At 66.9% G+C, this 25,346-nt stretch carries 25 protein-coding genes; 24 read left to right on the top strand and 1 reads right to left on the bottom strand.

The window, feature by feature from the left end:
* Window positions 1–17 precede the first annotated feature (17 nt).
* The 14 genes from CVV68_RS10055 to nusB all read left to right on the top strand — a co-directional run bounded on the left by CVV68_RS10055 (window position 18) and on the right by nusB (window position 13,287).
* Complete coding sequence (locus tag CVV68_RS10055) at window positions 18–1,457, top strand: replication-associated recombination protein A (RefSeq protein ID WP_110500874.1); 1,440 nt, start codon at window positions 18–20, stop codon at window positions 1,455–1,457.
* Window positions 1,458–1,720: 263 nt separating this feature from the next.
* Window positions 1,721–2,347 carry a 30S ribosomal protein S4 gene (gene rpsD, locus CVV68_RS10050; protein WP_110500873.1) on the top strand — a complete coding sequence of 209 codons (627 nt, stop codon included), beginning with the start codon at window positions 1,721–1,723 and terminating at the stop codon, window positions 2,345–2,347.
* Window positions 2,348–2,480: 133 nt separating this feature from the next.
* On the top strand, window positions 2,481–2,855 hold the full coding sequence (locus tag CVV68_RS10045) for a DUF948 domain-containing protein (RefSeq protein ID WP_110500872.1): 375 nt from the start codon (window positions 2,481–2,483) through the stop codon (window positions 2,853–2,855).
* Between the two features lie 61 nt (window positions 2,856–2,916).
* Complete coding sequence (locus CVV68_RS10040; protein WP_110500871.1) at window positions 2,917–3,153, top strand: hypothetical protein; 237 nt, start codon at window positions 2,917–2,919, stop codon at window positions 3,151–3,153.
* A 169-nt stretch (window positions 3,154–3,322) separates the two neighbouring features.
* Entirely contained in the window at window positions 3,323–6,001 is a 2,679-nt protein-coding gene (gene alaS, locus CVV68_RS10035; RefSeq protein WP_110500870.1) for an alanine--tRNA ligase, read from the top strand.
* Between the two features lie 58 nt (window positions 6,002–6,059).
* On the top strand, window positions 6,060–6,611 hold the full coding sequence (ruvX, locus tag CVV68_RS10030; RefSeq protein ID WP_110500960.1) for a Holliday junction resolvase RuvX: 552 nt from the start codon (window positions 6,060–6,062) through the stop codon (window positions 6,609–6,611).
* Complete coding sequence (gene mltG, locus CVV68_RS10025) at window positions 6,608–7,903, top strand: endolytic transglycosylase MltG (protein WP_110500869.1); 1,296 nt, start codon at window positions 6,608–6,610, stop codon at window positions 7,901–7,903. Before ruvX ends, mltG begins: the two co-directional genes overlap by 4 nt.
* Entirely contained in the window at window positions 7,904–8,800 is an 897-nt protein-coding gene (locus tag CVV68_RS10020) for a shikimate dehydrogenase (RefSeq protein ID WP_110500868.1), read from the top strand. It abuts the gene before it with no gap.
* A 29-nt stretch (window positions 8,801–8,829) separates the two neighbouring features.
* Window positions 8,830–10,029, top strand: a complete 1,200-nt coding sequence (aroC, locus tag CVV68_RS10015; protein WP_110500867.1) for a chorismate synthase — start codon at window positions 8,830–8,832, stop codon at window positions 10,027–10,029.
* A complete protein-coding gene (locus CVV68_RS10010) occupies window positions 10,029–10,607 on the top strand; it encodes a shikimate kinase (protein WP_110500866.1) in 579 nt (192 codons plus the stop codon). The genes aroC and CVV68_RS10010 overlap by 1 nt, the downstream gene beginning before the upstream one ends.
* Complete coding sequence (gene aroB / locus CVV68_RS10005; protein ID WP_110500865.1) at window positions 10,604–11,695, top strand: 3-dehydroquinate synthase; 1,092 nt, start codon at window positions 10,604–10,606, stop codon at window positions 11,693–11,695. The genes CVV68_RS10010 and aroB overlap by 4 nt, the downstream gene beginning before the upstream one ends.
* The gene (locus CVV68_RS10000; protein WP_110500864.1) at window positions 11,696–12,196 is read left to right on the top strand and encodes a tetratricopeptide repeat protein; all 501 of its coding nucleotides are present in this window, start codon (window positions 11,696–11,698) and stop codon (window positions 12,194–12,196) included.
* Between the two features lie 81 nt (window positions 12,197–12,277).
* Complete coding sequence (gene efp / locus CVV68_RS09995) at window positions 12,278–12,841, top strand: elongation factor P (protein WP_110500863.1); 564 nt, start codon at window positions 12,278–12,280, stop codon at window positions 12,839–12,841.
* Window positions 12,841–13,287 (top strand): transcription antitermination factor NusB, encoded by a 447-nt coding sequence (nusB, locus tag CVV68_RS09990; RefSeq protein WP_110500862.1) that lies wholly within the window; start codon window positions 12,841–12,843, stop codon window positions 13,285–13,287. The genes efp and nusB overlap by 1 nt, the downstream gene beginning before the upstream one ends.
* 315 nt (window positions 13,288–13,602) lie before the next feature.
* Here the strand turns inward: nusB and CVV68_RS09985 are convergent, their stop codons facing one another.
* On the bottom strand, window positions 13,603–14,934 hold the full coding sequence (locus CVV68_RS09985; protein WP_110500861.1) for a PrsW family intramembrane metalloprotease: 1,332 nt from the start codon (window positions 14,932–14,934) through the stop codon (window positions 13,603–13,605).
* 197 nt (window positions 14,935–15,131) lie between these two features.
* Between CVV68_RS09985 and pyrR the strand changes: the two genes are divergently transcribed.
* The 10 genes from pyrR to rpoZ all read left to right on the top strand — a co-directional run bounded on the left by pyrR (window position 15,132) and on the right by rpoZ (window position 25,346).
* Window positions 15,132–15,740, top strand: a complete 609-nt coding sequence (gene pyrR, locus CVV68_RS09980; protein WP_110500860.1) for a bifunctional pyr operon transcriptional regulator/uracil phosphoribosyltransferase PyrR — start codon at window positions 15,132–15,134, stop codon at window positions 15,738–15,740.
* The gene (locus tag CVV68_RS09975; protein WP_110500859.1) at window positions 15,737–16,750 is read left to right on the top strand and encodes an aspartate carbamoyltransferase catalytic subunit; all 1,014 of its coding nucleotides are present in this window, start codon (window positions 15,737–15,739) and stop codon (window positions 16,748–16,750) included. Before pyrR ends, CVV68_RS09975 begins: the two co-directional genes overlap by 4 nt.
* Entirely contained in the window at window positions 16,747–18,069 is a 1,323-nt protein-coding gene (locus CVV68_RS09970) for a dihydroorotase (protein WP_110500858.1), read from the top strand. The genes CVV68_RS09975 and CVV68_RS09970 overlap by 4 nt, the downstream gene beginning before the upstream one ends.
* A complete protein-coding gene (locus CVV68_RS09965) occupies window positions 18,069–18,668 on the top strand; it encodes a PH-like domain-containing protein (RefSeq protein ID WP_245933455.1) in 600 nt (199 codons plus the stop codon). The genes CVV68_RS09970 and CVV68_RS09965 overlap by 1 nt, the downstream gene beginning before the upstream one ends.
* A complete protein-coding gene (gene carA / locus CVV68_RS09960; protein WP_110500857.1) occupies window positions 18,661–19,860 on the top strand; it encodes a glutamine-hydrolyzing carbamoyl-phosphate synthase small subunit in 1,200 nt (399 codons plus the stop codon). Before CVV68_RS09965 ends, carA begins: the two co-directional genes overlap by 8 nt.
* Window positions 19,860–23,186 carry a carbamoyl-phosphate synthase large subunit gene (gene carB / locus CVV68_RS09955; RefSeq protein WP_110500856.1) on the top strand — a complete coding sequence of 1,109 codons (3,327 nt, stop codon included), beginning with the start codon at window positions 19,860–19,862 and terminating at the stop codon, window positions 23,184–23,186. Before carA ends, carB begins: the two co-directional genes overlap by 1 nt.
* Window positions 23,179–24,009, top strand: coding sequence for an orotidine-5'-phosphate decarboxylase (pyrF, locus tag CVV68_RS09950; RefSeq protein ID WP_110500855.1), 831 nt, complete (start codon window positions 23,179–23,181; stop codon window positions 24,007–24,009). Before carB ends, pyrF begins: the two co-directional genes overlap by 8 nt.
* A gap of 99 nt (window positions 24,010–24,108) precedes the next feature.
* The gene (gene mihF / locus CVV68_RS09945; RefSeq protein ID WP_110500854.1) at window positions 24,109–24,429 is read left to right on the top strand and encodes an integration host factor, actinobacterial type; all 321 of its coding nucleotides are present in this window, start codon (window positions 24,109–24,111) and stop codon (window positions 24,427–24,429) included.
* A 23-nt stretch (window positions 24,430–24,452) separates the two neighbouring features.
* Complete coding sequence (gene gmk, locus CVV68_RS09940; protein ID WP_110500959.1) at window positions 24,453–25,088, top strand: guanylate kinase; 636 nt, start codon at window positions 24,453–24,455, stop codon at window positions 25,086–25,088.
* On the top strand, window positions 25,089–25,346 hold the full coding sequence (gene rpoZ / locus CVV68_RS09935; RefSeq protein WP_062006696.1) for a DNA-directed RNA polymerase subunit omega: 258 nt from the start codon (window positions 25,089–25,091) through the stop codon (window positions 25,344–25,346).

Here is a 25,346-nt window from a genome sequence, read left to right as displayed (position 1 = left end):
CCCGATAGGCTAAGGGGGTGAGCGATCTTTTTGACAGCGCGTTTGAGGACGACGGGGAGAACGACGCCGGCACCCCCACCCTGGGCGGCGCGTCCCCCGGCGGATCGCGCCCGCGCAGCCCGCTGGCCGTGCGGATGCGTCCGCGCACCCTGGCGGAGGTGGTGGGCCAGCAGCACCTGCTGGCCCCCGGCTCGCCGCTGCAGCTGCTGGCCGGCGGCGGCACCTCGGGCGGCCCGGCCGGTCCCGCCTCCGTCATGCTGTGGGGGCCGCCCGGGACCGGCAAGACCACGCTGGCCCATGTGATTGCCCGGGGGCCGGGACGGAAGTTCGTGGAGCTTTCCGCCATCACCGCCGGCGTCAAGGACGTCCGGCGCGTCATGGACCAGGCCCTCACGGACCGTGACCTGCACGGACGCACCACCGTATTGTTCCTGGATGAAATCCACCGCTTCAACAAGGCGCAGCAGGATGCGCTGCTGCCCGGCGTGGAGAATCGCTGGGTGGTGCTGATCGCCGCCACCACCGAAAACCCTTCGTTCTCCGTTGTTTCCCCGCTGCTCTCCCGCTCGATCCTGCTGACACTTAAACCGCTGACCAACGGTGACATCCAGGGCCTCGTGGAACGGGCAGTCACCGATCCACGCGGCCTCGACGGACTGGTCACGCTGACCGAGGAGGCCCTTGACCACCTGGTCCGGCTGGCCAGCGGGGACGCGCGCCGTGCCTTGACCACCTTGGAGGCCGCGGCCGGCGTCGCCCTCTCCGAGGAACGCACCGAAGACGGGCCCGACGGCGGAACCCCCGCCGTGGTCGACCTGGCCCTTGCCGAACGCGCCATCGACGCCGCCGCGGTGCGCTACGACCGGGCGGGGGACCAGCACTACGACATCATCAGCGCGTTCATTAAATCGGTGCGGGGCTCCGACGTCGACGCCGCACTCCACTACCTGGCCCGGATGCTCGAGGCGGGGGAGGATCCGCGCTTCATCAGCCGCCGCATCATGATCTCCGCCGCCGAGGACGTGGGCATGGCGGACCCCACCGCACTGCAGACGGCCGTGGCGGCGGCCCAGGCTGTGGCCTTGATCGGCATGCCCGAGGCCAGGATCATCCTGGCCGAGGCCGTGGTGCATGTGGCCACGGCGCCCAAGTCCAACGCGGCCTACAACGGAATCAATGCAGCCATTGCCGATGTCCGGGCCGGGCGTGGCACCATGGTCCCGCCGCCGCTGCGCGACGCCCACTATGCCGGTTCTGCCGGACTGGGCCATGGCAAGGGCTATATTTACTCCCACGATTCCCCTCACTCCATTGCCACCCAGCAATATCCGCCGGATGACCTCGTGGGCCGGGACTACTACAAGCCCAATGGCAACGGCGTGGAACGGGACCTGTCCGTGCGGGTGGAGCGCCTGAGAGCGATCATTCGGGGCAGGGGACCCGCCGCCGGCAAGTGACGCCCCCGGACGGCAATGCAAGGGACGGAAGCGGGAGGGGAGTTCCGGCGTCGGGCGGCAGGCAGGCCAGGTGGTAGAGTTGATGGCGCACTGGCAAGCCCCGGCTCCATGTCCAACCCCCTGCATTTTTGATGGCATCACTGCCGCACGAAAACAGGTGCGGATGGTTATGCCCGGGTGCTGCAGCGACGGGCCGCAATAGCCCCAACTCTCCACAATGGAGGCCAGGACATACATGTATTGCAAATATTGGAAGGACACAAGTGGCTAACAACACACGTGCCCGCCGGCAGGCCCGCCTTTCGCGGTCCCTCGGCATTGCCCTGACCCCGAAAGCGGCCAAGTACCTCGAGCGCCGCCCGTACGGTCCCGGTGAGCATGGCCGCGCCCGCAAGAAGCAGGACAGCGACTATGCGGTTCGCCTGCGCGAAAAGCAGCGTCTGCGCGCCCAGTACGGCATCCGCGAAGCACAGATGACCCGTGCCTTCGAGGAAGCCAAGCACACCAAGGGCATGACCGGTGAAAACCTGGTTGAGATCCTGGAAACCCGTTTGGACGCCCTGGTTCTGCGTGCCGGCTTTGCCCGCACCACGGCCCAGGCACGCCAGCTGGTTGTGCACCGCCACATCATGGTTGACGGCGCCCGCGTGGACCGCCCGTCGTTCCGCGTTGCCGAGGGTCAGCTGATCCACGTGCACCCGCGCAGCCAGACCATGGTTCCGCTGCAGCTTGCTGCAGCCGGTGCCCACCGCGACGTGCTGCCCAACGTCCCGGCCTACCTGGAGGTGAAGCTGGAGAGCCTGCAGGCCCGCCTGGTTCGCAAGCCCAAGCGCGTCGAGGTTCCCGTCACCTGTGAAGAGCAGCTGGTCGTGGAATTCTACTCACGCTAGATTTTCGGCGGAAAGCAGGGCCGGAGTGATCCGGTTCGACACCTTCAAAGCAGTCCGCGGCACGCGCCGCGGGCTGCTTTTGGCTAAGGTATTCAAAGAGACATTCGGCTAAACGGAAATGAGGCGGCCCTCCATGAGTGGTGGAGACATTGCGGGACTGATTGCGGCGGGCGTATTTGCCATACTGGTTGCCTTGCTGGCCGTGCCGATTTTCAAGCTCGGCAAGGTTTTTGATGAAATCAGGGTCACCATCAGGCAGATCGGCGACGGCACCACGCCGCTCATCGATGAGGTCACCAGCACGGTGGCAACCACCAACACGCAGCTGGGCAAGGTGGACGGGATTTCCAACAACATCTCCGACGCCACCGCCAACATCTCCGCGCTGTCCTCGCTCTTTGCCGCCACGCTGGGACAGCCGCTGATCAAGGTCGCAGCCTTCTCCTACGGCGTACGCCAGGCGTTCGCCGGCCGCAAGAAACCGGTACGGGCCCGGCGAAGCCGCTAGGACGCACCGCGCCGGGCGGACAGGCCGGCCCCATATTGACGTTGCTGGAGGGAAATTAAGCATGAAGAAGATCTTTTGGCTGGGCGTGGGCATCACCATTGGTGTTGTTGCGGCCCGCAAGCTGGCCGCCGCCAAGGGCGCCATCGGCCCCGAAGGCCTCAACCGGGCCGTGGGCCGGGCCTCCGACGCCGTCCACGACTTCGCCGACGCCCTGCGCGACAGCATGGGGGAGCGCGAAACAGACCTCCGTGCCGCCCTGGGCCTGGACCCCGAACGCCCCTCGGGCCCACGCCACTAGGGTACCGGCCAGCGGCCGTACGCCAGCCGGCAGCCGCACAACAGCGCGGCCCTGCCAAGGGCCGCGCCCAGGCACGGCACGTCCGGCATGAACACCCGCGTGGGCCCCTGTTATAACCGCCGATTTTTCACGAACCGTTGCACGAACTGTTGAAGGAGCCACCAGGCTAATGAAATCCCACGAAATTGCCGATCGCTGGATCGAGTTCTTCGCCAGCAGGGGCCACACCCCGGTGCCGTCGGCTTCGCTGATCTCGTCGGACCCGTCACTGTTGTTCACGGTGGCCGGCATGGTGCCCTTCATCCCCTACCTGACCGCCCGCGAGGTCCCGCCGTACAAGCGCGCCACCAGCGTGCAAAAGTGCATCCGCACCGGCGACATCGAGGAGGTCGGCAAGACGGTCCGCCATGGCACCTTCTTCCAGATGTGCGGCAACTTCTCCTTTGGCGACTACTTCAAGGAAACAGCCATCCCGTACGCCTGGGAACTGCTGACCAGCCCCGTGGCCGACGGCGGCTTTGGCCTGCCCGTGGACAAGCTGTGGGTCACGGTCTACACCGAGGACGAGGAAGCACTGTCCATCTGGCGCGACAAGGTGGGCGTGGCCCCCGACCGCATCCAGAAGATCGGCAAGGAGGACAACTACTGGTCCACCGGCCAGCCCGGCCCGGCCGGCCCCTGCTCGGAAATCTTCTACGACCGCGGCCCCGAATACGGCATTGAGGGCGGCCCCATCGCCGACGAAACCCGCTACATTGAAATCTGGAACCTCGTGTTCATGCAGTACCAGATTGACAATGTCACCTCCAAGACCGACTTTGACGTGGTGGGCGAGCTGCCCAACAAGAACATTGACACGGGTCTGGGACTTGAACGCCTTGCGATGATCCTGCAGGGCGTTGAGAACATGTACGAGACCGACCAGGTCCGCCCCGTCCTGGACAAGGCCGCGGAGCTGTCCGGCAAGAGCTACACCTCCACCGAGGACCCGGCCGACCCGCACCACATCGACGACGTCCGCCTGCGCGTGGTGGCGGACCACATCCGCTCCGCACTGATGTTGATATCCGACGGCGTTGCCCCCTCCAACGAGGGCCGCGGTTACGTGCTGCGCCGGCTGATCCGCCGGGCCGTGCGCTCCATGCGCCTGCTGGGGGTGGAAGAGGCGGTCCTGCCGGAGCTGTTGCCCGTCTCCCGTGACGCCATGAAGGGTGCCTACCCGCTGGTTGAGCGCGATTTCGCCCGCATCGCCCGCATCGCCTACGCCGAGGAACGGTCCTTCCTGCGCACCATCGCCAGCGGCACCGCCCGCCTGGAGGAGGCCGTCAAGGAATCCAAGGCCGCCAACACTTCCCTGTCCGGCGCCGAGGCCTTCGCCCTGCATGACACCTTCGGGTTCCCGATCGACCTGACCCTGGAAATGGCGGCCGAGGCGGGGCTGGCCGTGGACGAGGCCGGCTTCCGTTCGCTGATGCTTGAGCAGCGCCAGCGGGCCCAAAAGGACGCCAAGGCCAAAAAGAGCGGCCACGCGGACCTGAGCGTGTTCCACGAACTGCTGACCCAGGGCGAGACGGTGTTCACCGGCTACACCGAGCTCGAAGGACAGGGGCGGGTTCGCTCCATCCTGTCCCACGGTGCCGCCGTCAGCCACGCCTCGACGGGCGATGAAGTCTCGATTGTGCTCGACGAAACCCCCTTCTACGCCGAGGCCGGCGGCCAGGCCGCCGATACGGGCCTGATCACCGGTGACGGCTTCGTCGTCGAGGTCCTTGACGTGCAAAGGCCCATCAAGGGCCTGAGCGTGCACCAGGCGGTTGTCCGCGAAGGCGAACTGCCGGCCGACGCACTGGTGCGCGCCGCCGTCGACCGTGAACGCCGCCATGCCGCCGAACAGGCGCACACCGGTACGCACATCGTGCACGCCGCCCTGCACCAGATTCTCGGCCCGGAGGCGCTGCAGCGCGGCTCATTCAACAAGGCCGGCTACCTGCGCTTTGACTTTTCCTGGGGTGAAGGCCTGAGCCCGGCGACGCGGTCCGAGATCGAGGAAGTGTCCAACATCGCCATCCGCAACAACTTCCGCGTCGACACAAGGGTCATGAACCTGGACGCCGCCAAGGACCTTGGCGCCACGGCGCTGTTCGGCGAAAGCTACGGCTCCGAGGTGCGCGTCGTGGAGATCGACGGCGCCTGGTCCCGGGAGCTGTGCGGGGGCACCCACGTGGACAGCACGTCCCGGATCGGCTCCCTGACCCTGCTGGGCGAGGCGTCTGTGGGCTCCGGCAACCGCAGGGTGGAGGCCTTTGTGGGCATGGACGCGTTCCGCCACCTGGCTGCCGAGCGTGCCCTGGTCGCGTCCCTAACGGACATGCTCAAGGTGCCTTCGAACCTCCTGCAGGAGCGCGTGGCCGCGACCCTGGCCAAGCTGAAGACTGCCGAGAAGGAGTTGGAGCGCCTGCGCAGGGAACAGCTCGGTGCCGCCGCGGCCGGCCTGGCCGGCACGGCCGTGGATGTTGCCGGTGTGAAGGTCATCGCCCACGACGCCGGCGAGGTCTCCGGCGCGGACGACCTCCGCGCGCTGGCCTTGGACCTGCGCCAGCTCCTGGGATCGGCCGCGGCCACCGTGGCCGTGGCCGGCACCAACAACGGCCGTCCCGTGATCCTGATAGCCACCAACGAGGCCGCGCGCGACGCCGGAGTGAAGGCGGGTGCGCTGGTAAAAGTGGCCGCGGGCGTCCTCGGCGGCGGCGGCGGAGGCAAGGCGGACGTTGCACAGGGCGGCGGCACCGACGTGGCCGCCATCCCGGCCGCGCTGGTTGCGGTCACGAACGCCGTCAGGGGGCGCTAGGGTACGCGTGGGGCAGCAAAGCCACCTGCACGGAGTGAAGCTCGGCATTGACGTGGGCATGGTCCGCGTCGGCCTGGCTTCCTGCGACCCCGACGGCATCCTGGCCACCCCGGTCAAGACCCTGTCGCGGGACGTGAAGAAGAACTCGGACATCCGGGTTGTGGTCCGGGAAGCGTCCGAACGCAACGCCGTGGAGATCTATGTGGGGCTGCCCCGCACGCTCAAGGGCGCCGAAACGGCGTCGGCGCAGATGGCCCGCGGCTATGCGGACCTGCTGGCAGCCGCGCTGGCGCAGGCCGGCCTGGCCGTGCCGGTACGGCTCATTGACGAGCGCCTCACCACGGTCAGCGCGCACCAGGCGCTGCGTGCGGCTGGCATCGACAGCCGCGATCATCGTAAAATGGTGGATCAAGTAGCGGCCGTTGCGATCCTGCAGCAGGCCCTAGACATGCAAAAAGCGCGCAGTGCCATGGTTGGCGAACTTGTGCGCGCACCACTGCCGGGCACCGTGGGGGATGCCGGTCCGTCCGAAAAAGAAGAAGGTTCGGCCATCTCCAATTCAATTCCTGTGCCGCCGGGACTGCCCCCACACCAGGGACCGGCACGATGAGCGGGCGCCCGGGCGCCAGCAACCATCCTTCCCACCTGGCGGGCAGCCCGGAGCCGCACTGGTCCGAGGAGCACGACCTGCCCGTGGACGGCTCCTGGCAGGATCCCCGGTTCGACGCCGGCCACGAGACCGGAGTGGACGGTGCACACCGGACCCCGGAGCACGAACAGGCTCCCGTCTTCTTCGACGAGGCCACGCTGCCATCGCGCCGCAGCACCCGCGTGTCAAAACGTGTCCGCAGGCGCCGCCGCACGGTGGTCTTCTTCATTGTGCTGGCCCTGTTCGCCGTCGTTGTCTTCTTTGTGGTTCAGACGGTCAAGCCCATGCTGGGCGGATTCAAGGCCGAGGACTACCCCGGCCCGGGAGCCGGAAGCGTGCAGGTGGTGGTGCCGGAAGGCTCCTCCGCCCGCTCCGTGGCCACGGAACTTCGCACCGAGGATGTCGTGGCCAGCGAGCAGGCATTCCTGGATGCCCTCTCCGCTGCCAACGGGACCGGCTCCCTGCAGCCCGGTTCCTTTGAGATGCGCAAGCAGATGAAGGCCTCCGACGCCGTGACGGTGCTGCTTTCCAACGACGCCGCAAAGGTCCACTATGCCGCCGTGGCGCAGAACCTGCGCCTGGGCGAAACCCTGGACATCCTGGCCAAGAGCACCGGCATTGCCAAGGGTGACTTTGAAAAGCTGGCCAGCGACCCCAAGGCCTTCGGCCTGCCGGCCAAGGCCAAGAACCTTGAGGGCTACCTGTCGCCCGGGGAGTACCGCTTCGCGATCGACCATGACGCCAAGGCCATCCTGACCGAAATGGTGGACGCCACCAAGGCCAACCTCGCCAAGGCAGGCGTCACCGATCCGGCAGAACAATTCCGTGTGCTCACCATTGCCAGCATTATCGAGTTTGAAGGCAACGAGGCAAACTATGCCAACATCTCCGGTGCCATAGAAAACCGGATCAACAACCCCAACGGCGAGACCGGCGGACGGCTGGAATCCGACGCCACCGTCGCCTACGGACTGGGCATCAAGACGTATAACATCACGGACGCCCAAAAGGCCGACAAGAAAAACCTGTACAACACCTTTGCCAACCCGGGCCTTCCCGTAGGCCCCATCGGTTCCCCGGCGGCTGACGCCATCGAGGCCGCCGCCCACCCGGCAAGCAACCCGTACTACTTCTGGGTCACGGTGAACCTGAAGACCGGCGAGACCCTGTATGCCACCACCTATGCCGAGCACCTGAAAAACGTTGCCCAGTACACAGCCTGGTGCAAGGCCAACGCGTCGGAATGCAAATAGATGGCCGCAGCACTCCAAGGCGCCGTGCTGGGGCACCCCATCGGGCACTCCAAGTCGCCGGCCATGCACCGGCGCGCCTACGCTGAGCTGGGCCTTGACTACAGCTACGCCGCGGTGGACCTGGAGGCAGCGGCCCTGGCACCGTTCCTGGACCGGGTGCGCGCGGACGGCAACTGGTACGGGCTGTCCGTGACCATGCCGCTGAAAAACCGGGCGGCGGCCCTGGTGGACGAGCTCACCCCGGTGGCGAGGGCGCTGGGATCCGTCAACACCATCGTGGTCACCAGGACGGACGACGCCGGCACTTTCCTTTTGGGGGATAACACCGACGTCGCCGGGCTCGTCAATGCGCTGCGCCACGCCGGCGCGCCGGAACGCCCGCGTGCAGCTGTCCTGGGCGGGGGAGGCACGGCCGTTTCCGCGGTCGCGGCCCTGGCCGAGCTGGGCGCCCCGCAGGTTGACATTTACGTTCGCAGCCCCGCCAAGGCAACCGCGACGCTCGAGGTGGCCCACCGGCTCGGCCTGCCCGCGGCACTGTTGCCCTACGATGGCGCGGCGCAAGCACTGGCCGGCTACGGCGTCGTGATTTCAACGCTTCCACCCCATGGTGCCGACGACCTGGCCGGAGACTTCGCCGCGTCTGTCCCGGACACGCTCGGGGCATGCTTCCTGGACGCTGCCTACGACCCCTGGCCCAGCGCCCTGGCGGCCGCGTGGGAGCAGCATGGCGGCACCGTCGTTCCGGGAATTGAGATGCTTTTGTATCAAGGCATGGAACAAGTGAAACTGTTTGCGGGGGCCGGGGGATTTCGGGACCGGGCCGACGAACACGCCGGGGCCATCCTCAATGTGATGTGCGACGCACTGGGGCTCAACCGGCGCCCCCGGCACAAATAGCCCGGACATAACATGGCAGGATGGATCGTATGTTGCGTTGGTTGACCGCCGGGGAATCACATGGCCCGGCCCTTGTTGGAATTATTGAAGGCGTCCCGGCGGGCGTTGAGCTCACCAGCGCCCTCATCCGGGACGCCCTGGCCCGGCGCCGGCTCGGCTACGGCCGCGGTGCCCGGATGAAGTTTGAACAGGACGTGGTCACCATCCTGGGCGGGGTGCGGCACGGCCTGACCCAGGGCGGCCCCGTGGCGATCCAGATCGCCAACTCGGAATGGCCCAAGTGGGAGCAGATCATGTCCGCGGACCCCGTGGACCCCGCCGAGCTGGCCGACCAGGCCCGCAACGCGCCCCTGACCCGCCCGCGGCCCGGCCATGCCGACTTCACCGGCATGCAGAAGTATGGCTTCAGCGAGGCGCGCCCGGTGCTCGAGCGGGCCAGTGCCCGCGAAACCGCCACCCGCGTTGCCCTGGGCGTGGTGGCCGCTCAAATCCTGGCCGCCGTGGGCGTTGAGCTGGTCAGCCACACCGTCCAGATCGCCGGCGTTGCCTCCCCGGAAGATGCCGCCGTGCCCGTGTTCAGCGATGTTGCTGCCCTGGACGCCGATCCGCTGCGCTGCTTTGACGCCGCCACCTCCGCCGCCATGGTCGCCGAGGTGGACGCCGCCCACAAGGAGGGTGAGACCCTCGGCGGTGTCGTGGAGGTCCTCGCCTACGGACTGCCGCCGGGATTGGGCAGCTACGTCCACTGGGACCGCCGCCTCGACTCTCGCCTGGCCGGCGCCCTCATGGGGATCCAGGCCATCAAGGCCGTCGAGGTCGGCGACGGCTTCGCCACCGCAGCCCGCCGCGGCTCAGTGGCGCACGATGAAATTGTGCGCGACGCCTCCGGCCGTGTCACCCGCACCTCCAACCGTGCCGGCGGCATCGAAGGCGGGATGAGCATTGGCGACGTCCTTCGCGTCCGTGCGGCCATGAAGCCCATCGCCACCGTGCCCCGTGCCCTGAAGACCATTGACGTGGCGACCGGCGGGCCCGCCAAGGCGCACCACCAGCGCTCCGATGTGTGCGCGGTGCCGGCGGCCGGCGTCGTGGCCGAAGCAATGACGGCACTGGTGCTCGCCGAAGCCCTGGTGGAAAAGTTCGGCGGGGACTCCATGATTGAAACCCGCCGGAACATGTTAAGCTTCCTGGCCGCCATCCCGGCCAATCTGGACACACTGGGGCATTGATGGCAGCGGGGACGGAGCGTTCCGGGGCGCCGCAATACCGCCCGGCCCGCCCCATCGCCATGATTGGGCCCATGGCCGTGGGCAAATCGGTGATCGGCGCCGAACTGGCCCGCACCCTGGGACTGGACTTCGTCGACACCGACCAGCGGATCGTGGCCAAGAACGGGGCCATTGCCCGTATTTTCACGGCCCGCGGCGAACACCACTTCCGCCAGCTCGAGGCCCGCGCCGTGGCCGACGTCCTGGACTCTGCCAAGTCCAAGGTGGTGGTCCTGTCCCTGGGCGGCGGGGCCGTGCTGGACACCGGCACGCAGCAACTGCTGGCCCGTGCCACCGTGGTGTACCTGCGGGCCACTGTGGACGCAGTCAGGGAACGGATCGTGCGCAACACCGGCCGCCCGCTGCTGTCCGCAGACCCCGTGGCCACGTGGTCACGGCTCACGGAAGCACGGGGACCCGTTTATTCCCGCCTGGCCGACGTCACCATTGATGTCGGCAAGTCAAACGTGCCGGAGCTCGTTGCCCAGCTGATCACCCTGCTGGACGCTGAATCAAGGAAAGAGAACACTGCACCGTGAATGAATTGAACACAGTCATCAAGGTCACCGGAACCGCGCCCACCGACAACTATGACGTTGTCGTGGGCCGCGGCCTCCTGGCCAACCTTCCGGAGCTGCTGGGGGAGCGGGTGAAACGTGTCCTGGTGATCCACCCCCGCGCACTGCGGGCCACCGGCGAGGCGGTCCGGGAGGACCTTGCCGCTGCCGGATTCACGTCCCTGACTGCCGAGATACCCGATGCCGAGGAAGGCAAGCACATCCAGGTGGCTTCCTTTTGCTGGCAGGTGCTGGGACAAAACGACTTCACCCGGTCCGACGCCATCGTGGCCGTGGGCGGCGGTGCCGTCACCGACGTTGCCGGCTTTGTGGCCGCAACATGGCTGCGCGGTGTAAAGGTGGTCCACCTGCCGACCTCACTTTTGGGCATGGTGGACGCCTCCGTTGGCGGCAAGACGGGCATTAACACCGCCGAGGGCAAGAACCTGGTTGGCGCCTTCCACCCCCCGGCCGGCGTGCTGGTGGACCTGGACACGCTGGACACGCTGCCGCCCAATGAACTGCTTTCCGGCATGGCCGAGGTGGTCAAGTGCGGCTTTATTGCGGACCCTGCCATCCTGGAACTGATCGAGGCGAACCCGGAAGCTGTCAAGGACCCGCGCTCCGATGTCCTGCGCGAACTCATTGAGCGGGCCATCACCGTCAAGGCCAGGGTCGTCTCGGAGGACCTGACTGAAACCGGGCTCCGCGAGACACTCAACTACGGCCATACGCTGGGCCACGCCATCGAACACGCCGAACGCTACTCATGGCGTCATGGCGCCGCCGTCTCCGTCGGCATGATGTTTGCCGCGGAGCTGGCCCGCAGCGTCGGACGGCTCAGCGACGACGACGCCGACCGGCACCGCCGCATCCTGGACCAGCTGGGCCTGCCCCTGACGTACCGCAGGGACCGATGGCAGGCACTGCTGGACGGAATGCGCCGGGACAAGAAAACGCGCGGGGACCTGCTGCGCTTTGTGGTCTTGGACGGCATCGGCCGCCCTGGAATCCTCGAGGTGCCGGACCCGTCCCTGCTCTTTGCCGCCTACCAGGAGATTGCATCGTAGATGGGACTCAAGGATTGGCCGTCCGCCGGCTTCCCCGGCACGGCAGTAAACCCGGAAACGCTGCTGCCCGAGGTGGTGGACGAGGACCAGTGCGCCGCTGCGCTGGAAATCTCCAATGATGCCGCGGACCACGTGTTCGTGCTGTTGGCCCGCGGCCTGACCGCCGAGGCCGCAGAGATGGCCGCCGATGCCCGCCTGCTGGACCCGGAGTCGATCCGGCTGCAGGTCCTGGATGCCGAGGTGTTGCGTGCCACCCGGCACTTTGACCGGGCCGAACGGGTACTTAAGTCGCTGCTGCCCACGGTGGCGGATTCATCCCTGGAGGCGTGGATCCGCCACCAGCTGGGGAAGGTCTACTTTTCAAACGGCAACTACGCGGCGGCCGCCAAGTGCTTTTCCACGGCCCTGGAAGAGCGCGTCGCCTCCGGCGCGGACGCATCGGCGATCTACTCCTCCACCGTTTCCCTGCAGCGCGCACTGGACCTGGCCGACCGCGAATGACGGGCATCGGGTGGCAGCTGCCACCCGATGCGGTAGTATGATCAATGGATTTTTGATAACACTTATACGTAAGAGGCTACTGTGGCAACAACCAACGACATCAAGAACGGAACTGTCCTTAAGCTTGAAGGGCAGCTTTGGAACATCATTGAGTTCCAGCACGTCAAGCCCGGCAAGGGCGGAGCCTTTGTCCGCACCAAGATGCGCAACATCCTCTCCGGCAAAGTTGTTGACAAGACCTTTAACGCGGGCCTGAAGATTGAAACGGCCACTGTTGACCGCTCCGACTACCAGTACCTGTACCAGGACGGCGAAGACTTCGTGTTCATGGACAACCAGAACTACGACCAGCTGACCGTCTCCGGCAAGACCGTGGGCGACGCGACCAACTTCATGCTGGAAAACCTCAACGTCACCATTGCCCTGCACGAAGGGTCCCCGCTCTACATTGAGCTGCCCCCGTCCGTGCAGCTGCGCATCACCTACACCGAGCCCGGCCTGCAGGGCGACCGCTCCTCGGCCGGCACCAAGCCCGCCACCGTGGAGACCGGCTACGAAATCCAGGTCCCGCTCTTCGTGGAAAACAACACCCTCGTCAAGGTCGACACCCGCGACGGCAGCTACCAGGGACGTGTCAGCGAGTAGTGGCAAGCAGTCAGACCAGCCCTTCGGGCAAACCCAATTCAGCGCGCAGCAAGGCACGCCGCCGGGCCTTGGACATTTTGTTTGAAGCCGAGCAGCGTGACGTCACGGCATTCTCGGCCATTGCCGCGAGGCGTGAAAAGACCGGCCAGATCATCAATCCCTACACCGTTGACCTGGTCGAGGGAGTGACAGCAATGCAGGAAAGCATCGACGAGCACCTGCAGACCTATTCCCAGGGCTGGACGCTGGAACGGATGCCCGCCGTCGACCGCATCATCCTGCGCCTGGGCACATGGGAGCTGCTGTACAACGACGACGTCCCGGACGCCGTTGCCGTCAGCGAAGCCGTGGAACTGGCCAAGATGCTCTCCACCGACGAGTCCCCGCAGTTCGTCAACGGGCTGTTGGGCCGCCTGCAGCAGGTCAAGCCGACCCTGCTCGCGTAGTCCCCACTGTCCGGCCCGAAAAATCGCTGGCGCGATTTTGCCGGGAACCTGGACAGCGTGGGCCCAGCCACTGTCCGGCCCGAAAGAGTCGCTGGCGCGATTTTGCCGGGAACCTGGACAGCGTGGGCTCAGCCACTGTCCGGCCCGAAAGAGTCGCTGGCGCGATTTTGCCGGGAACCTGGACAGCGTGGGCCCAGCCACGCCCTCCCGTGCCTCGGTCGTGGCCCTTCGGGCGCGCGGAGTCACCTTCCGGCCGACCCGCAGCAGTGGTCGAAAAATCCCGCAGAATTGCGTTTTTTCGACCACTGCTGCGGGTCAGTTGTTTAAGGGTGGATGCTGGGCGGCCGCGACCGCTGCGCCGTGGCGGCCCAGCAGCTCACCGCGGGCGGCCGCGGCCTTGTGCAACAGTGTCAGCTCCTGCCCCTGCGCGGCGGCGAAGCGCGATGCCGCGGCGCTGCCTGGCGCGCCCCTGGCATCGACCAGGATCCGCTGCCGGGTGAAGGCCAGGCGCGTGGCCAGGCGGATGAATTCCTTCATGACCTTCCCCGCCCCAAACGTCTTGGACCACGCCAGCGCACGGCGCCGGCCCCCGCCTGAGGCGAGCATCGGCACCTCGGGCTGGCTGAACCAGCCGGCCGGGACGTAGTCGGAGAGGCGCTGCCTGGTCAGCCGGGCCTCGGCCCGGCGCAGGAACACGATCCCGGTGAAGCACAGAATGAAGACCGGCACCTGCATGACCAGGTACAGCACAAGGAAGTTGCCGTGGATAAACGTCAGGCTGTTCCGCAGCCCGTGCAGCAGCATGGCCGGGACCAGGCCCACCACCCAGGCGCCCAGAACCAGTGCGGTGCCTCCATGGCGGGCTGCGTAGCCCACGCAGGCGCCCAGCATGCCGGTGAACATGACGTGGGCGAACGGGGACATGAGTCCGCGCATGACGAAGATGCCCACCAGGCCGCTGGGGTGGCCGCCGGCCTCATTGAAGGCCTGGCCGAAGTACAGGATGTTCTCCGTGAAGGCGAAGCCTGCGGCAATGATGCCCGCGTAGACCACTCCGTCGATGGGTCCGTCGAAGGTGCGCCTGCGCAGGAAGAACAAAAGCAGCACGCCCGCGCCCTTGCAGAATTCCTCCACCAGCGGCGCCTGGATGACGGCTCCGATCAAGTCCGGATCCGCGGAGGCATTGGAGGCCGTCAGCAGCGGCTGCACCCAACTGCCCACCACCAGTGCAGTGACCACGGCCATGCCGGCACCCCAGCAAAAGCCGAAGAGCAGCGCCGTCTTGGGTTCCGGCTCCCACCTGTCGATCCACATCAGCGTCACGACACAAATGGTCAGCGGCACCAGGGCAAGGGCGCCGCAGACAAGGAAGACGCTGACACCGATGGCAAAGGCGAATACGGCAAGCGTGCCCAAGGTTACGGCCAGCAGCACGCAGAGCAGGATGACGTTGGTCACCACCAGGGGGCGGCGGCGGGGCGCCGGTGCCGGGTGCGCCCAGTACTCGTGGGACGGGGCCGGCTGCGCGCCGGGAGGACCTTGGGACAACAGTTCCTGCGCAGAGTGCGCCTGCTGCAGCGGGGCGCCGGACCGTGGAAGCGGCAACTGCTGATTCTGCTGGTTTTGCCAATTCCCGGGTTCAGTCATGCGTATAAGCGTAGCGGCCGGTGGGGACGGAGCCAGGGCAGGGAAGGCGCGAGGATGCCAGCGGCCAAGCGGCCCGGCCGCGGGCCCACGGCGGCGGCGCCCGGCAATGGCCCGGAGCGGGCGCTGTGGTAGCTTTGAAAACAGTAATCAACCTTTTAATTCCGTCCAGTGAGGCGGGGAAAGGGGACGCGAGAACAATGACCAGCACCTCTGCACCATTCGGGGAACGCCCATTCAACGCAGCAGCGCCCAACTCGTCCCGCATGGTACTTTCCGCGGCGGACATTGACCGCGCCCTGACTCGTATCGCCCATGAAATTCTCGAAGCCAACAAGGGTTCGGCGAACCTGCTCCTCCTTGGCATTCCCCGGCGGGGCTACCCCCTCGCCCAACGGCTGGCCGCCAAACTGGCCGCCACCGATCCCAGCATTGACCCCGCTGCCATAGTGGGCCAGCTGGACGTCACCATGTTCCGCGACGACCTGGCACACCAGCCCACGAGGGCACCCCAGCGCACCGAACTTCCCGTCTCCGGGATCGACGGCAAGGTGGTGGTGCTTGTTGACGACGTCCTGTATTCCGGACGCACCATCCGCGCCGCGCTGGATGCCCTCGTCGACCTGGGACGCCCGCAGGCGGTGCGCCTGGCCGTTCTGGTGGACCGGGGCCACCGCGAATTGCCCATCCGCGCCGATCACGTCGGCAAAAACCTGCCCACCTCCTCCAGCGAAAAGGTTCGAGTGCGCATCAGCGAAATTGACGGCCCCGGCATCCTTGACGAAGTAGTGATCGAGGCCGGCGAGTGAGGCACCTGCTGGACACCGAAAGCCTCAGCCGGGCCAACGCCATCGCAATCCTGGACACCGCCCGGGAAATGTCGGCAGTGGGGGAGCGCGAGGTCAAGAAGCTGCCGGCCCTGCGCGGCCGCACCGTGGTAAACCTGTTCTTTGAGGACTCCACCCGCACCCGGATCTCCTTTGAGGCAGCCGCCAAGCGCCTCTCCGCCGACGTCATCAACTTCAGCGCAAAGGGCTCCTCGGTCTCCAAGGGCGAGTCGCTGAAGGACACGGCGCAGACGCTGGAGGCCATGAGCGCCGACGCCGTCGTCATCCGACACTGGGCTTCAGGGGCCCCCGCGCGGCTTGCCACCTCGGGGTGGATCGACGCCGCCGTCATCAACGCCGGCGACGGCACCCACGCACATCCCACGCAGGCGCTGCTGGACGCGTTCACCATGCGCGCCCACTGGTCAAGGCTGTCCGGCGTACCGTCGGTGGGCGGTGACCTCTCCGGCATGCGCGTGCTCATTGTTGGCGACGTGCTGCACTCACGGGTGGCCCGCTCGAATGTGTGGCTGCTGCGCACACTGGGGGCGCGCGTCACCCTGGTTGCCCCGCCCACCCTGTTGCCGGTCGGCGTCGAACATTGGCCATGCGGGGTCAGCTATGACCTCGACGCCGCGCTCGAGGCCGGCGCCGACGCCATCATGATGCTGCGTGTCCAGGCCGAGCGAATGAAGGCGTCCTTCTTCCCCTCCACGCGTGAATACGCCCGCCGCTGGGGCTTCGACGACGCCCGGCTCGCCCGCCTGGACGCGCTGAAGCTGGCGGAGACCATCATCATGCACCCCGGACCCATGAACCGGGGCCTGGAGATTTCCTCGGCCGCCGCGGATTCGCCCCGCTCCACGGTGCTGGACCAGGTCCGCAACGGCGTCTCGGTGCGCATGGCCGCGTTGTACCTGCTGCTTTCCGGGGGCATGCCGGCCGCCCACGCCCCGACATCCGCACCGCCTGCCGCAAAGGACCATTCATGAACCACGCAAGCTACCTCATCCGCTCTGCGTCCCTGTTGGGCACGACGACGGCGGACGTGCTGGTCCGCGACGGCGTCATCGCCGCCGTGGGGGAGAACCTGGGGGAGTCCGCGGAAGGGGCCACGGTCATCGACGCCGCGGGCCTGGTGGCACTGCCCGGCATGGTGGACCTGCACACGCACCTGCGCGAACCCGGCCGGGAAGACGCCGAGACGGTGGAGACCGGCACCCGGGCCGCGGCACTGGGCGGCTTCACGGCCGTGCACGCCATGGCCAACAGCTCGCCCGTGGCGGACACGGCCGGCGTCGTCGAGCAGGTCTACCAGCTGGGCCGCGAATCCGGCTGGGTGGACGTGCGCCCCGTGGGCGCCGTGACCGTCGGCCTCGCCGGGGAGCAGCTGGCCGAGCTGGGCGCCATGGCCGATTCCCGCGCCCGCGTCCGCGTCTTTTCCGACGACGGCATCTGCGTCAGCGACCCCGTTATGATGCGCCGGGCGCTGGAATACGTCAAGGCGTTCGACGGCGTGATCGCCCAGCACGCGCAGGAGCCCCGCCTGACCGCGGGCGCCCAAATGAACGAGGGCAGGGTTTCGGCCGTGCTTGGCCTGGCCGGCTGGCCGGCCGTGGCCGAGGAATCCATCATTGCCCGCGACGTCCTGCTCGCCCAGCACGTGGGATCCCGCCTCCACGTCTGCCACGTCTCCACGGCCGGCTCAGTGGAAATCATCCGCTGGGCCAAGGAACGCGGCATCAACGTCACGGCCGAGGTCACCCCCCACCACCTGCTGCTCACCGAGGAACTGGTCCGCAGCTGGAACCCCGTCTACAAGGTGAACCCCCCGCTCCGTGCAGACGCCGACGTGCACGCCCTGCGCGCGGCCCTGGCCGACGGCACCATCGACATTGTCGGCACCGACCACGCCCCGCACCCCAGAGAAGCCAAGGAATGCGAGTGGGCGTCCGCGGCCATGGGCATGACCGGGCTGGAAACGGCGCTTTCCGTGGTCCAGGAGACCATGATCGAGTCCGGACTTATGACGTGGGCGGACTTTGCCCGCGTCACGTCCACCGCCCCGGCGGCCATCGGCCGGCTGAGCGGCCAAGGCCGCCCGCTGGAGGTGGGTGAGCCGGCCAACATTGTGCTCGTGGACCCCGCGGCCCGCTGGAACGTGGACCCGTCGGCCATGGCCACCAAGGGCCGCAACTCCCCGTTTGCCGGCATGGAGCTGCCCGGTCGGGTGGTGGCCACGTTCTTCCACGGCCACCCCACGGTGCTGGGCGGCAAGCTGAACAGCCCCTACGTCCACGGAGCCATCTAATGGGCGCGCGCACCGTACCGGTCATCATCACGTTCCTGATCCTGCTGGCCATCTTCGCCCTGATGTGGTGGGGCTGGCGGAACAGGCTCAGGCGGCAGGCGGACGTGGCGGAGCTGCCGGGGGTCCCGAACGACGTCGGTCCCTCCGCCTTGAGCGTGGGCGGACAGTACGTCACCACCACGTCGGCGGGCGACTGGCTGGACCGGATCGCCGTCCACGGGCTGGGCATCCGCACGAATGCCACATTGGAAGTCCGCGATGCCGGCGTGCTGCTCCTCCGCAGGGGGGCACCGGACATCTTCATCGCCACGGCTGCGCTGGAGGAGATCACCACCCAGGCCGGAATGGCCGGCAAGTTTGTGGAAAGGGACGGCCTGGTGGTCATCACCTGGCGGCTGGGGGAGAGGCTCGTGGACACCGGATTCAGGACCACCGAGGCCACGGCCAAGAAGCCGCTGCTCCAGGCCCTTCAGGCGCTGGTCCCCGCCGGGGCACCGTCCCCGGAAACGGCAGAGGCGGATACGGCGCCCCACACGGAAACGGCACAGACAGAACTACCTGACGCAGACATAAGCAGAAAGAACGATGAGAATGAGTGAAGCAAGCATGCCTGCACAGGCCACAACGGCGGCACTGCTGCTCCTGGAAGACGGCCGGGCCTTCCACGGCGCCAGCTACGGGGCCCAGGGGACGGCGCTTGGCGAGGCGGTGTTCACCACCGGCATGACCGGCTACCAGGAGACGCTGACCGACCCCTCCTACGCCCGGCAGCTGATCGTCCAGACGGCGCCGCACATAGGCAACACCGGCGTGAACGACGCCGACAACGAATCCACCAGGATCTGGGCCGCCGGCTACGTGGTGCGCGACGCCGCCCGCCGTCCGTCCAACTGGCGTTCCGAAGGGACGCTCGACAACGAACTTTCCACCCAGGGGATTGTGGGCATCCAGGGCGTTGACACCCGCGCCATCACCCGCCACCTGCGTGAGCGCGGTGCCATGAAGGCCGGCATCTTCTCCGGCGCCGACGCCGTCCGCCCCGAGTCCGAACTCCTCGCCGCGGTCCTGGCCCAGCCGTCCATGGAGGGGGCACAGCTCGCCGAGGAGGTCAGCGTGCAGGAGGCCTACGCCGTCGAACCTGCCGACCACGGCTGGGAGGGCGAGCCGAAGTTCAGCATCGCCGCGGTCGACCTCGGCATCAAGGCCATGACGCCGCAGCGTTTCGCCGAGCGGGGAGTGCGCGTTCACGTGCTGCCTGCCTCGTCGACGTTCGAGGACATTGCCGCCGTGAACCCCGACGGCGTGTTCCTCTCCAACGGCCCCGGCGACCCCGCCACCGCCGACACCCAGGTCGCCATGCTGCGCGCGGTCCTTGACTCCGGCACACCGTTCTTTGGCATCTGCTTCGGCAACCAGATCCTGGGCCGCGCGCTCGGCTTCGGCACGTACAAGCTGCGCTACGGCCACCGCGGCATCAACCAGCCCGTCATGGACCGGGCGACCGGGAAGGTGGAGGTCACCAGCCAAAACCACGGCTTTGCCGTCGATGCGCCCAAGGATGGTCCGGTCACCGCTCCCGAGGAGCGTTTTGGCCGCGTCGAGGTCAGCCACATCTCCCTTAACGACGACGTCGTCGAGGGCCTGTCCTGCCTGGACATCCCCGCCTTTTCCGTCCAGTACCACCCCGAAGCCGCGGCGGGCCCGCATGACTCCGCCTATCTCTTCGACCGCTTCATTGACCTGATGGCCAGCACCAAGGCTGCCCAGACCGAGACCGAGGAAAACAAGTAATGCCCAAGAGAGAAGACCTTAAGTCAGTCCTGGTCATTGGTTCGGGCCCGATCGTCATCGGCCAGGCCGCCGAGTTTGACTACTCCGGCACCCAGGCGCTGCGCGTGTTGAAGGAGGAGGGCCTGCGGGTCATCCTCGTCAACTCCAACCCGGCGACCATCATGACGGACCCGGAGTTTGCCGACGCCACCTACGTGGAACCAATCACCCCCGAAGTCGTTGAGAAGATCATCGCCAAGGAGCGCCCCGACGCCCTCCTGCCCACCCTGGGTGGACAGACCGCCCTGAACACGGCCATCGCCTTGGACAAGAACGGCGTGCTGGCCAAGTACAACGTGGAGCTGATCGGCGCCAACATCGCAGCCATCGAGCTTGGCGAGGACCGCGAGAAGTTCAAGGGCGTCGTGGCGCGCTGTGGCGCCGAATCGGCCCGCAGCCACATCATCCACACCATGGACGAGGCGTTTGTCGCGGCCGGGGACCTGGGCTACCCCATGGTCGTGCGCCCCTCCTTCACCATGGGCGGGCTGGGCTCCGGACTGGCCTACAGCCCAAAGGACCTGGAACGCATCGTGGGCCAGGGCCTGCAGTACAGCCCCACGACCGAAGTGTTGCTCGAAGAGAGCATCCTGGGCTGGAAGGAATACGAGCTGGAGATGATGCGGGACAAGAACGACAACGTCGTTGTTGTGTGCTCCATCGAAAACTTTGACCCGGTGGGCGTTCACACCGGCGATTCCATCACGGTGGCCCCGGCCATGACCCTGACCGACCGGGAATACCAGAACCTGCGTGACATCTCCATCGCCGTCATCCGGGAAGTGGGTGTCGACACCGGTGGTTGCAACATCCAGTTCGCGATCGAGCCTGACACGGGCCGCGTCGTCGTCATTGAGATGAACCCTCGTGTCTCCCGCTCCTCGGCACTGGCCTCGAAGGCCACCGGCTTCGCCATCGCCAAGATCGCCACGAAGCTCTCCCTGGGCTACACGCTGGACGAGATCCCGAACGACATCACCCAGAAGACCCCGGCGTCCTTTGAACCGGCCCTGGACTACGTTGTTGTCAAGGTGCCCCGCTTTGCGTTTGAGAAGTTCCCGGCAGCGGACCCCACGCTGACCACCACCATGAAGAGTGTTGGCGAAGCCATGGCCATTGGCCGTAACTTCACCGAGGCCCTGCAAAAGGCCTTGCGGTCGTTGGAGCAAAAGGGCGCCAGCCTGGACTTCTCCTCCGTCAACGCCCTGGACGTCCCGGATCTGATCGAGGCCGCCAAGCGTCCCACCACGGACCGTCTCGCCCAGGTCCAGCGCGCCCTGCTCGGCGGGGGCACCATCGAGGAGCTGTACGCCGCGACGGGGATCGATCCCTGGTACCTGGACCAGCTGGTGCTGCTGAACGAGGTTTCGGCAACGATCCGTGCGTCCACCGCCCTGACGCCGGAAATGCTCAAGCTGGCCAAGCGCCACGGCTTCTCCGACGCCCAGATCGGGTCCCTGACGCACAACTCCGAGGCAGTGGTACGCGGCGTCCGCCAGGCGCTTAACATCCGCCCGGTCTACAAGACGGTTGACACGTGCGCGGCTGAATTCAACGCCTACACCCCGTACCACTACTCCTCCTACGACGAGGAGGACGAGATTGGCCTGCACGCCAAGCCGTCCGTCATCATCCTGGGCTCCGGCCCCAACCGCATCGGCCAGGGCATCGAGTTCGACTACTCCTGCGTGCACGCCTCGATGGCGCTGCGCAAGGCCGGCTACGAGACCGTCATGGTCAACTGCAACCCGGAAACCGTCTCCACCGACTACGACGTCTCCACCCGCCTGTACTTTGAGCCGCTGACGCTTGAGGACGTGCTGGAGGTCATCGCGGCCGAGGAGCGCACCGGCGGCGTCATGGGCGTCTTCGTCCAGTTGGGCGGGCAGACCCCGCTGAAGCTGGCCCAGGAACTGGCCGACGCCGGTGTCCCGATCCTTGGCACCTCCCCGGAAGCCATCGACCTGGCCGAGCACCGCGGCATGTTCTCGCGCGTCCTGGACGCAGCCGGTCTGATAGCGCCCAAGAACGGCACGGCCGTGTCCTTCAACGACGCCAAGAAGATCGCCGACGAGATCGGCTACCCCGTGCTGGTCCGTCCGTCCTACGTTTTGGGTGGCCGCGGCATGGAGATTGTCTACGATGAGGCTAACCTCTCCCGCTACATCAAGAACGCCACCGAAATCACCGAGGCGCACCCGGTCCTGATCGACCGCTTCCTTGAAGACGCCATCGAGATCGACGTTGACGCGTTGTTCGACGGCACGGACATGTACCTCGGCGGCATCATGGAGCACATCGAAGAAGCCGGCATCCACTCCGGTGACTCCGCCTGCGTGCTGCCCCCCATCACGCTGGGCAAGGATGTCCAGGAACGTGTCCGGGCGGCCACCCGCGCCATCGCCGAGGGCGTGGGCGTGCGTGGTTTGATCAACATCCAGTTCGCGCTGGCCGCGGACATCCTCTACGTGCTGGAAGCGAACCCGCGTGCCTCGCGCACCGTGCCGTTTGTCTCCAAGGCCACCGGTGTCCAGATGGCCAAGGCCGCGGCACTGATCGGCGTGGGCGTGTCCATCGCCCACCTGCGCAGCGTCCACCACATCCTGCCGGAAAAGGGCGACGGCGGCACGCTGCCGGACAGCGCCCCGGTGGCCGTGAAGGAAGCCGTTATGCCGTTCAACCGCTTCCGCACCCCTGAGGGTCACGTGGTGGATTCCCTGCTGGGCCCGGAAATGCGCTCCACCGGCGAGGTCATGGGGATCGACAAGCACTTTGACACGGCTTTCGCCAAGAGCCAGGCCGCCGCCAACGGCGCCCTGCCCGTCTCCGGCAAGGTGTTTGTCTCGGTGGCGAACCGGGACAAGCGCTCGATCATCATGGCCGTCAAGCGCCTTTCGGACCTGGGTTACGAGATTGTCTCCACGGGCGGCACCGCCGATGTGCTCCGCCGCAACGGCATCCACGCCACCACGGTCCGCAAGATTGCCGAAGGCAGCTCCACCGACGGCGAGGGCACCATCGTCGACCTGATCAATAACGGCGAGATCGACATGATCTTCAACACCCCTTCCGGCGGCCAGGCCCGCGGCGACGGCTACGAGATCCGTGCCGCCGCCGTGTCCATCGGCAAGCCCTGCATCACCACGGTGGCCGAGTTCAACGTGGCCGTCCAGGCCATGGAGGCGCTGCGCAGCTACGAATGGGACGTGACAAGCCTGCAGGAGCACGCGAAGGTGCTAACGGCCGGGCAAGCGGCACAGAACAGCCAGGCAGGGCAAAATGCCTAGCCCGTTCGGGGCCCGCCTGGCGGCCGCGATGCTCGCCAGGGGCCCCTTGTGTGTCGGCATTGACCCGCACCCCGGGCTGCTGGCCGCATGGGGGCTGGACGATTCGGCCGCGGGACTGCGGACCTTCTCACAGACCGTGTTGGAAGCCGTCGGCCCGCTGGCCGCGGCCATCAAACCGCAGGTGGCGCTCTATGAACGCCACGGCTCCGCCGGGATCGCCGCGCTTGAGGAACTCCTCGGCGCGGCCGCCCGGGCCGGCGTGCTGACCATTGCCGATGCCAAGCGCGGGGACATTGGTTCCACCATGGCCGGTTATGCGGACGCCTGGCTGCGGGACGGTTCGGCCCTGGCGGCCGATTCGGTGACGCTCAGCCCCTACCTGGGCTTTGAATCCCTGCGCCCGGCGCTGGACGCGGCGGCGGACACCGGCCGCGGTGTCTTTGTCCTGGCCCTGACGTCCAACCCCGAGGGCGCCTCCGTCCAACACGTGGGCGGCGCCGATTCCGTGGCCCGGCGCATCGCCCTGGCGGCCGCCGCCGAAAACCAGCGCTATGCAGACGCGGCCCTCGGCTCGGTGGGACTGGTGGTCGGCGCCACGGTCGGCACGGCGCTGGCGGAGCTGGGCCTTGACCTGGCCGCCGTGCACGGGCCCATCCTGGCTCCCGGGCTCGGCGCCCAGGGCGCCACGCCCGCGGACATCCGCACAACGTTCGGCGCGGCCTATCCTGCCGTCCTGGCCACCTCCAGCCGAGGCATCCTGCGGGCCGGCCCGGACGTGGCCGCTCTGCGCCAGGCAACCGCGGAGACGCTGCAGGGACTGTAGCGGCTGTGGATTGATTTTGGCGCCCCGGTGCGGATAGGTTCATCTCACACCCTGTTTCAGTGGACCTGTCCGCACCGCTGCCATTGCTAGGAGCCTTTTGTGAGTTTGCCGCCACTGTCAGACCAGGAACGAGCAGCAGCACTGAAGAAGGCGGCGGTGGCCCGCACCATCCGCTCGGACATCAAGCACGGGCTGAAATCGGGCTCCGTGACGGTGGCGGCCGTGATCAACGCCGCATCGGGCGAACCGGCCCTGGGCAGGCTCAAGGTGACAGACTTGTTGGAAGCCCTCCCGGGCATTGGAAAGGTACGTGCAACAGTGATTATGAGCGAGCTGGGGATAGCCCCAACCCGCCGGGTGCGGGGACTGGGCATTCACCAGCGCCGCATGCTTGTGGACTATCTGGGCCAGGAACTGTGAGCGGTTCCGACGCCGGCGTCGCGGTGCCGGGCGAATACACGGTACGCGGCAAACCACGCAGCGGCGTCACGGTGCTGGCCGGCCCCACCGCCGTGGGCAAGGGCACCGTTTCAACCTTCATCCGGGACAACTACCCGCAGGTGTGGCTGTCCGTTTCAGCCACCACCCGCCAGGCGCGCCCCGGCGAGGTCGAGGGCGTGCACTACTTTTTCAAGTCCCCGGAAGAGTTCGACGGGCTCATCAGCCACGGCGACCTGCTTGAATGGGCCGTGGTCCATGGCCAAAACCGGTACGGGACGCTGCGCAGCACCGTTGAGGCGGCCGTCGCGGCCGGCCGATCGGTGTTGCTGGAAATTGACTTACAGGGCGCCCGCCAGGTCAAGGCCGCCATGCCGGAGGCAGATTTTGTGTTCCTTTCCCCGCCGAGCTGGCACGAATTGGTCCGCCGCCTGGTGGGCCGCGGGACCGAATCGGCGCAGGAGCAGCACCGGCGGCTGGAAACCGCTAAACTGGAACTTGCTGCCCAACCGGAGTTTGACTACACCATCGTCAACGATGATGTCAGCCGTGCCGCAGCCGAGCTTGTCACCTTGATGGGGCTAACGCCCAACCACGTGGACCAGCCCGGTGCCACCCCCTTTGAAAACTTGGAGAAGTAATTGACTACACAACCCGAAGGCATCATCAACCCGTCCATCGACTCGCTGCTTGAAGCCGCCGATTCGAAGTACGGACTGGTCATCTTTGGTGCCAAGCGCGCCCGCCAGATCAACGCCTACTACGCACAGCTCCACGAGGGCCTGTTCGAGTACGTCGGTCCGCTGGTGGACACCAAGCTGAACGAGAAGTCGCTCTCCATCGCCTTCCGTGAAATCGACGAGGGCCTGCTGGTTTCCACGCCGATCGAAACCGCCTAA

Origin of the sequence: Arthrobacter livingstonensis (assembly GCF_003219815.1) — a bacterium.
GTDB classification, from domain to species: domain Bacteria; phylum Actinomycetota; class Actinomycetes; order Actinomycetales; family Micrococcaceae; genus Specibacter; species Specibacter livingstonensis.
Note: the sequence above shows the minus strand (reverse complement) of the source record. Positions and strands in the feature narration are given on the sequence as shown.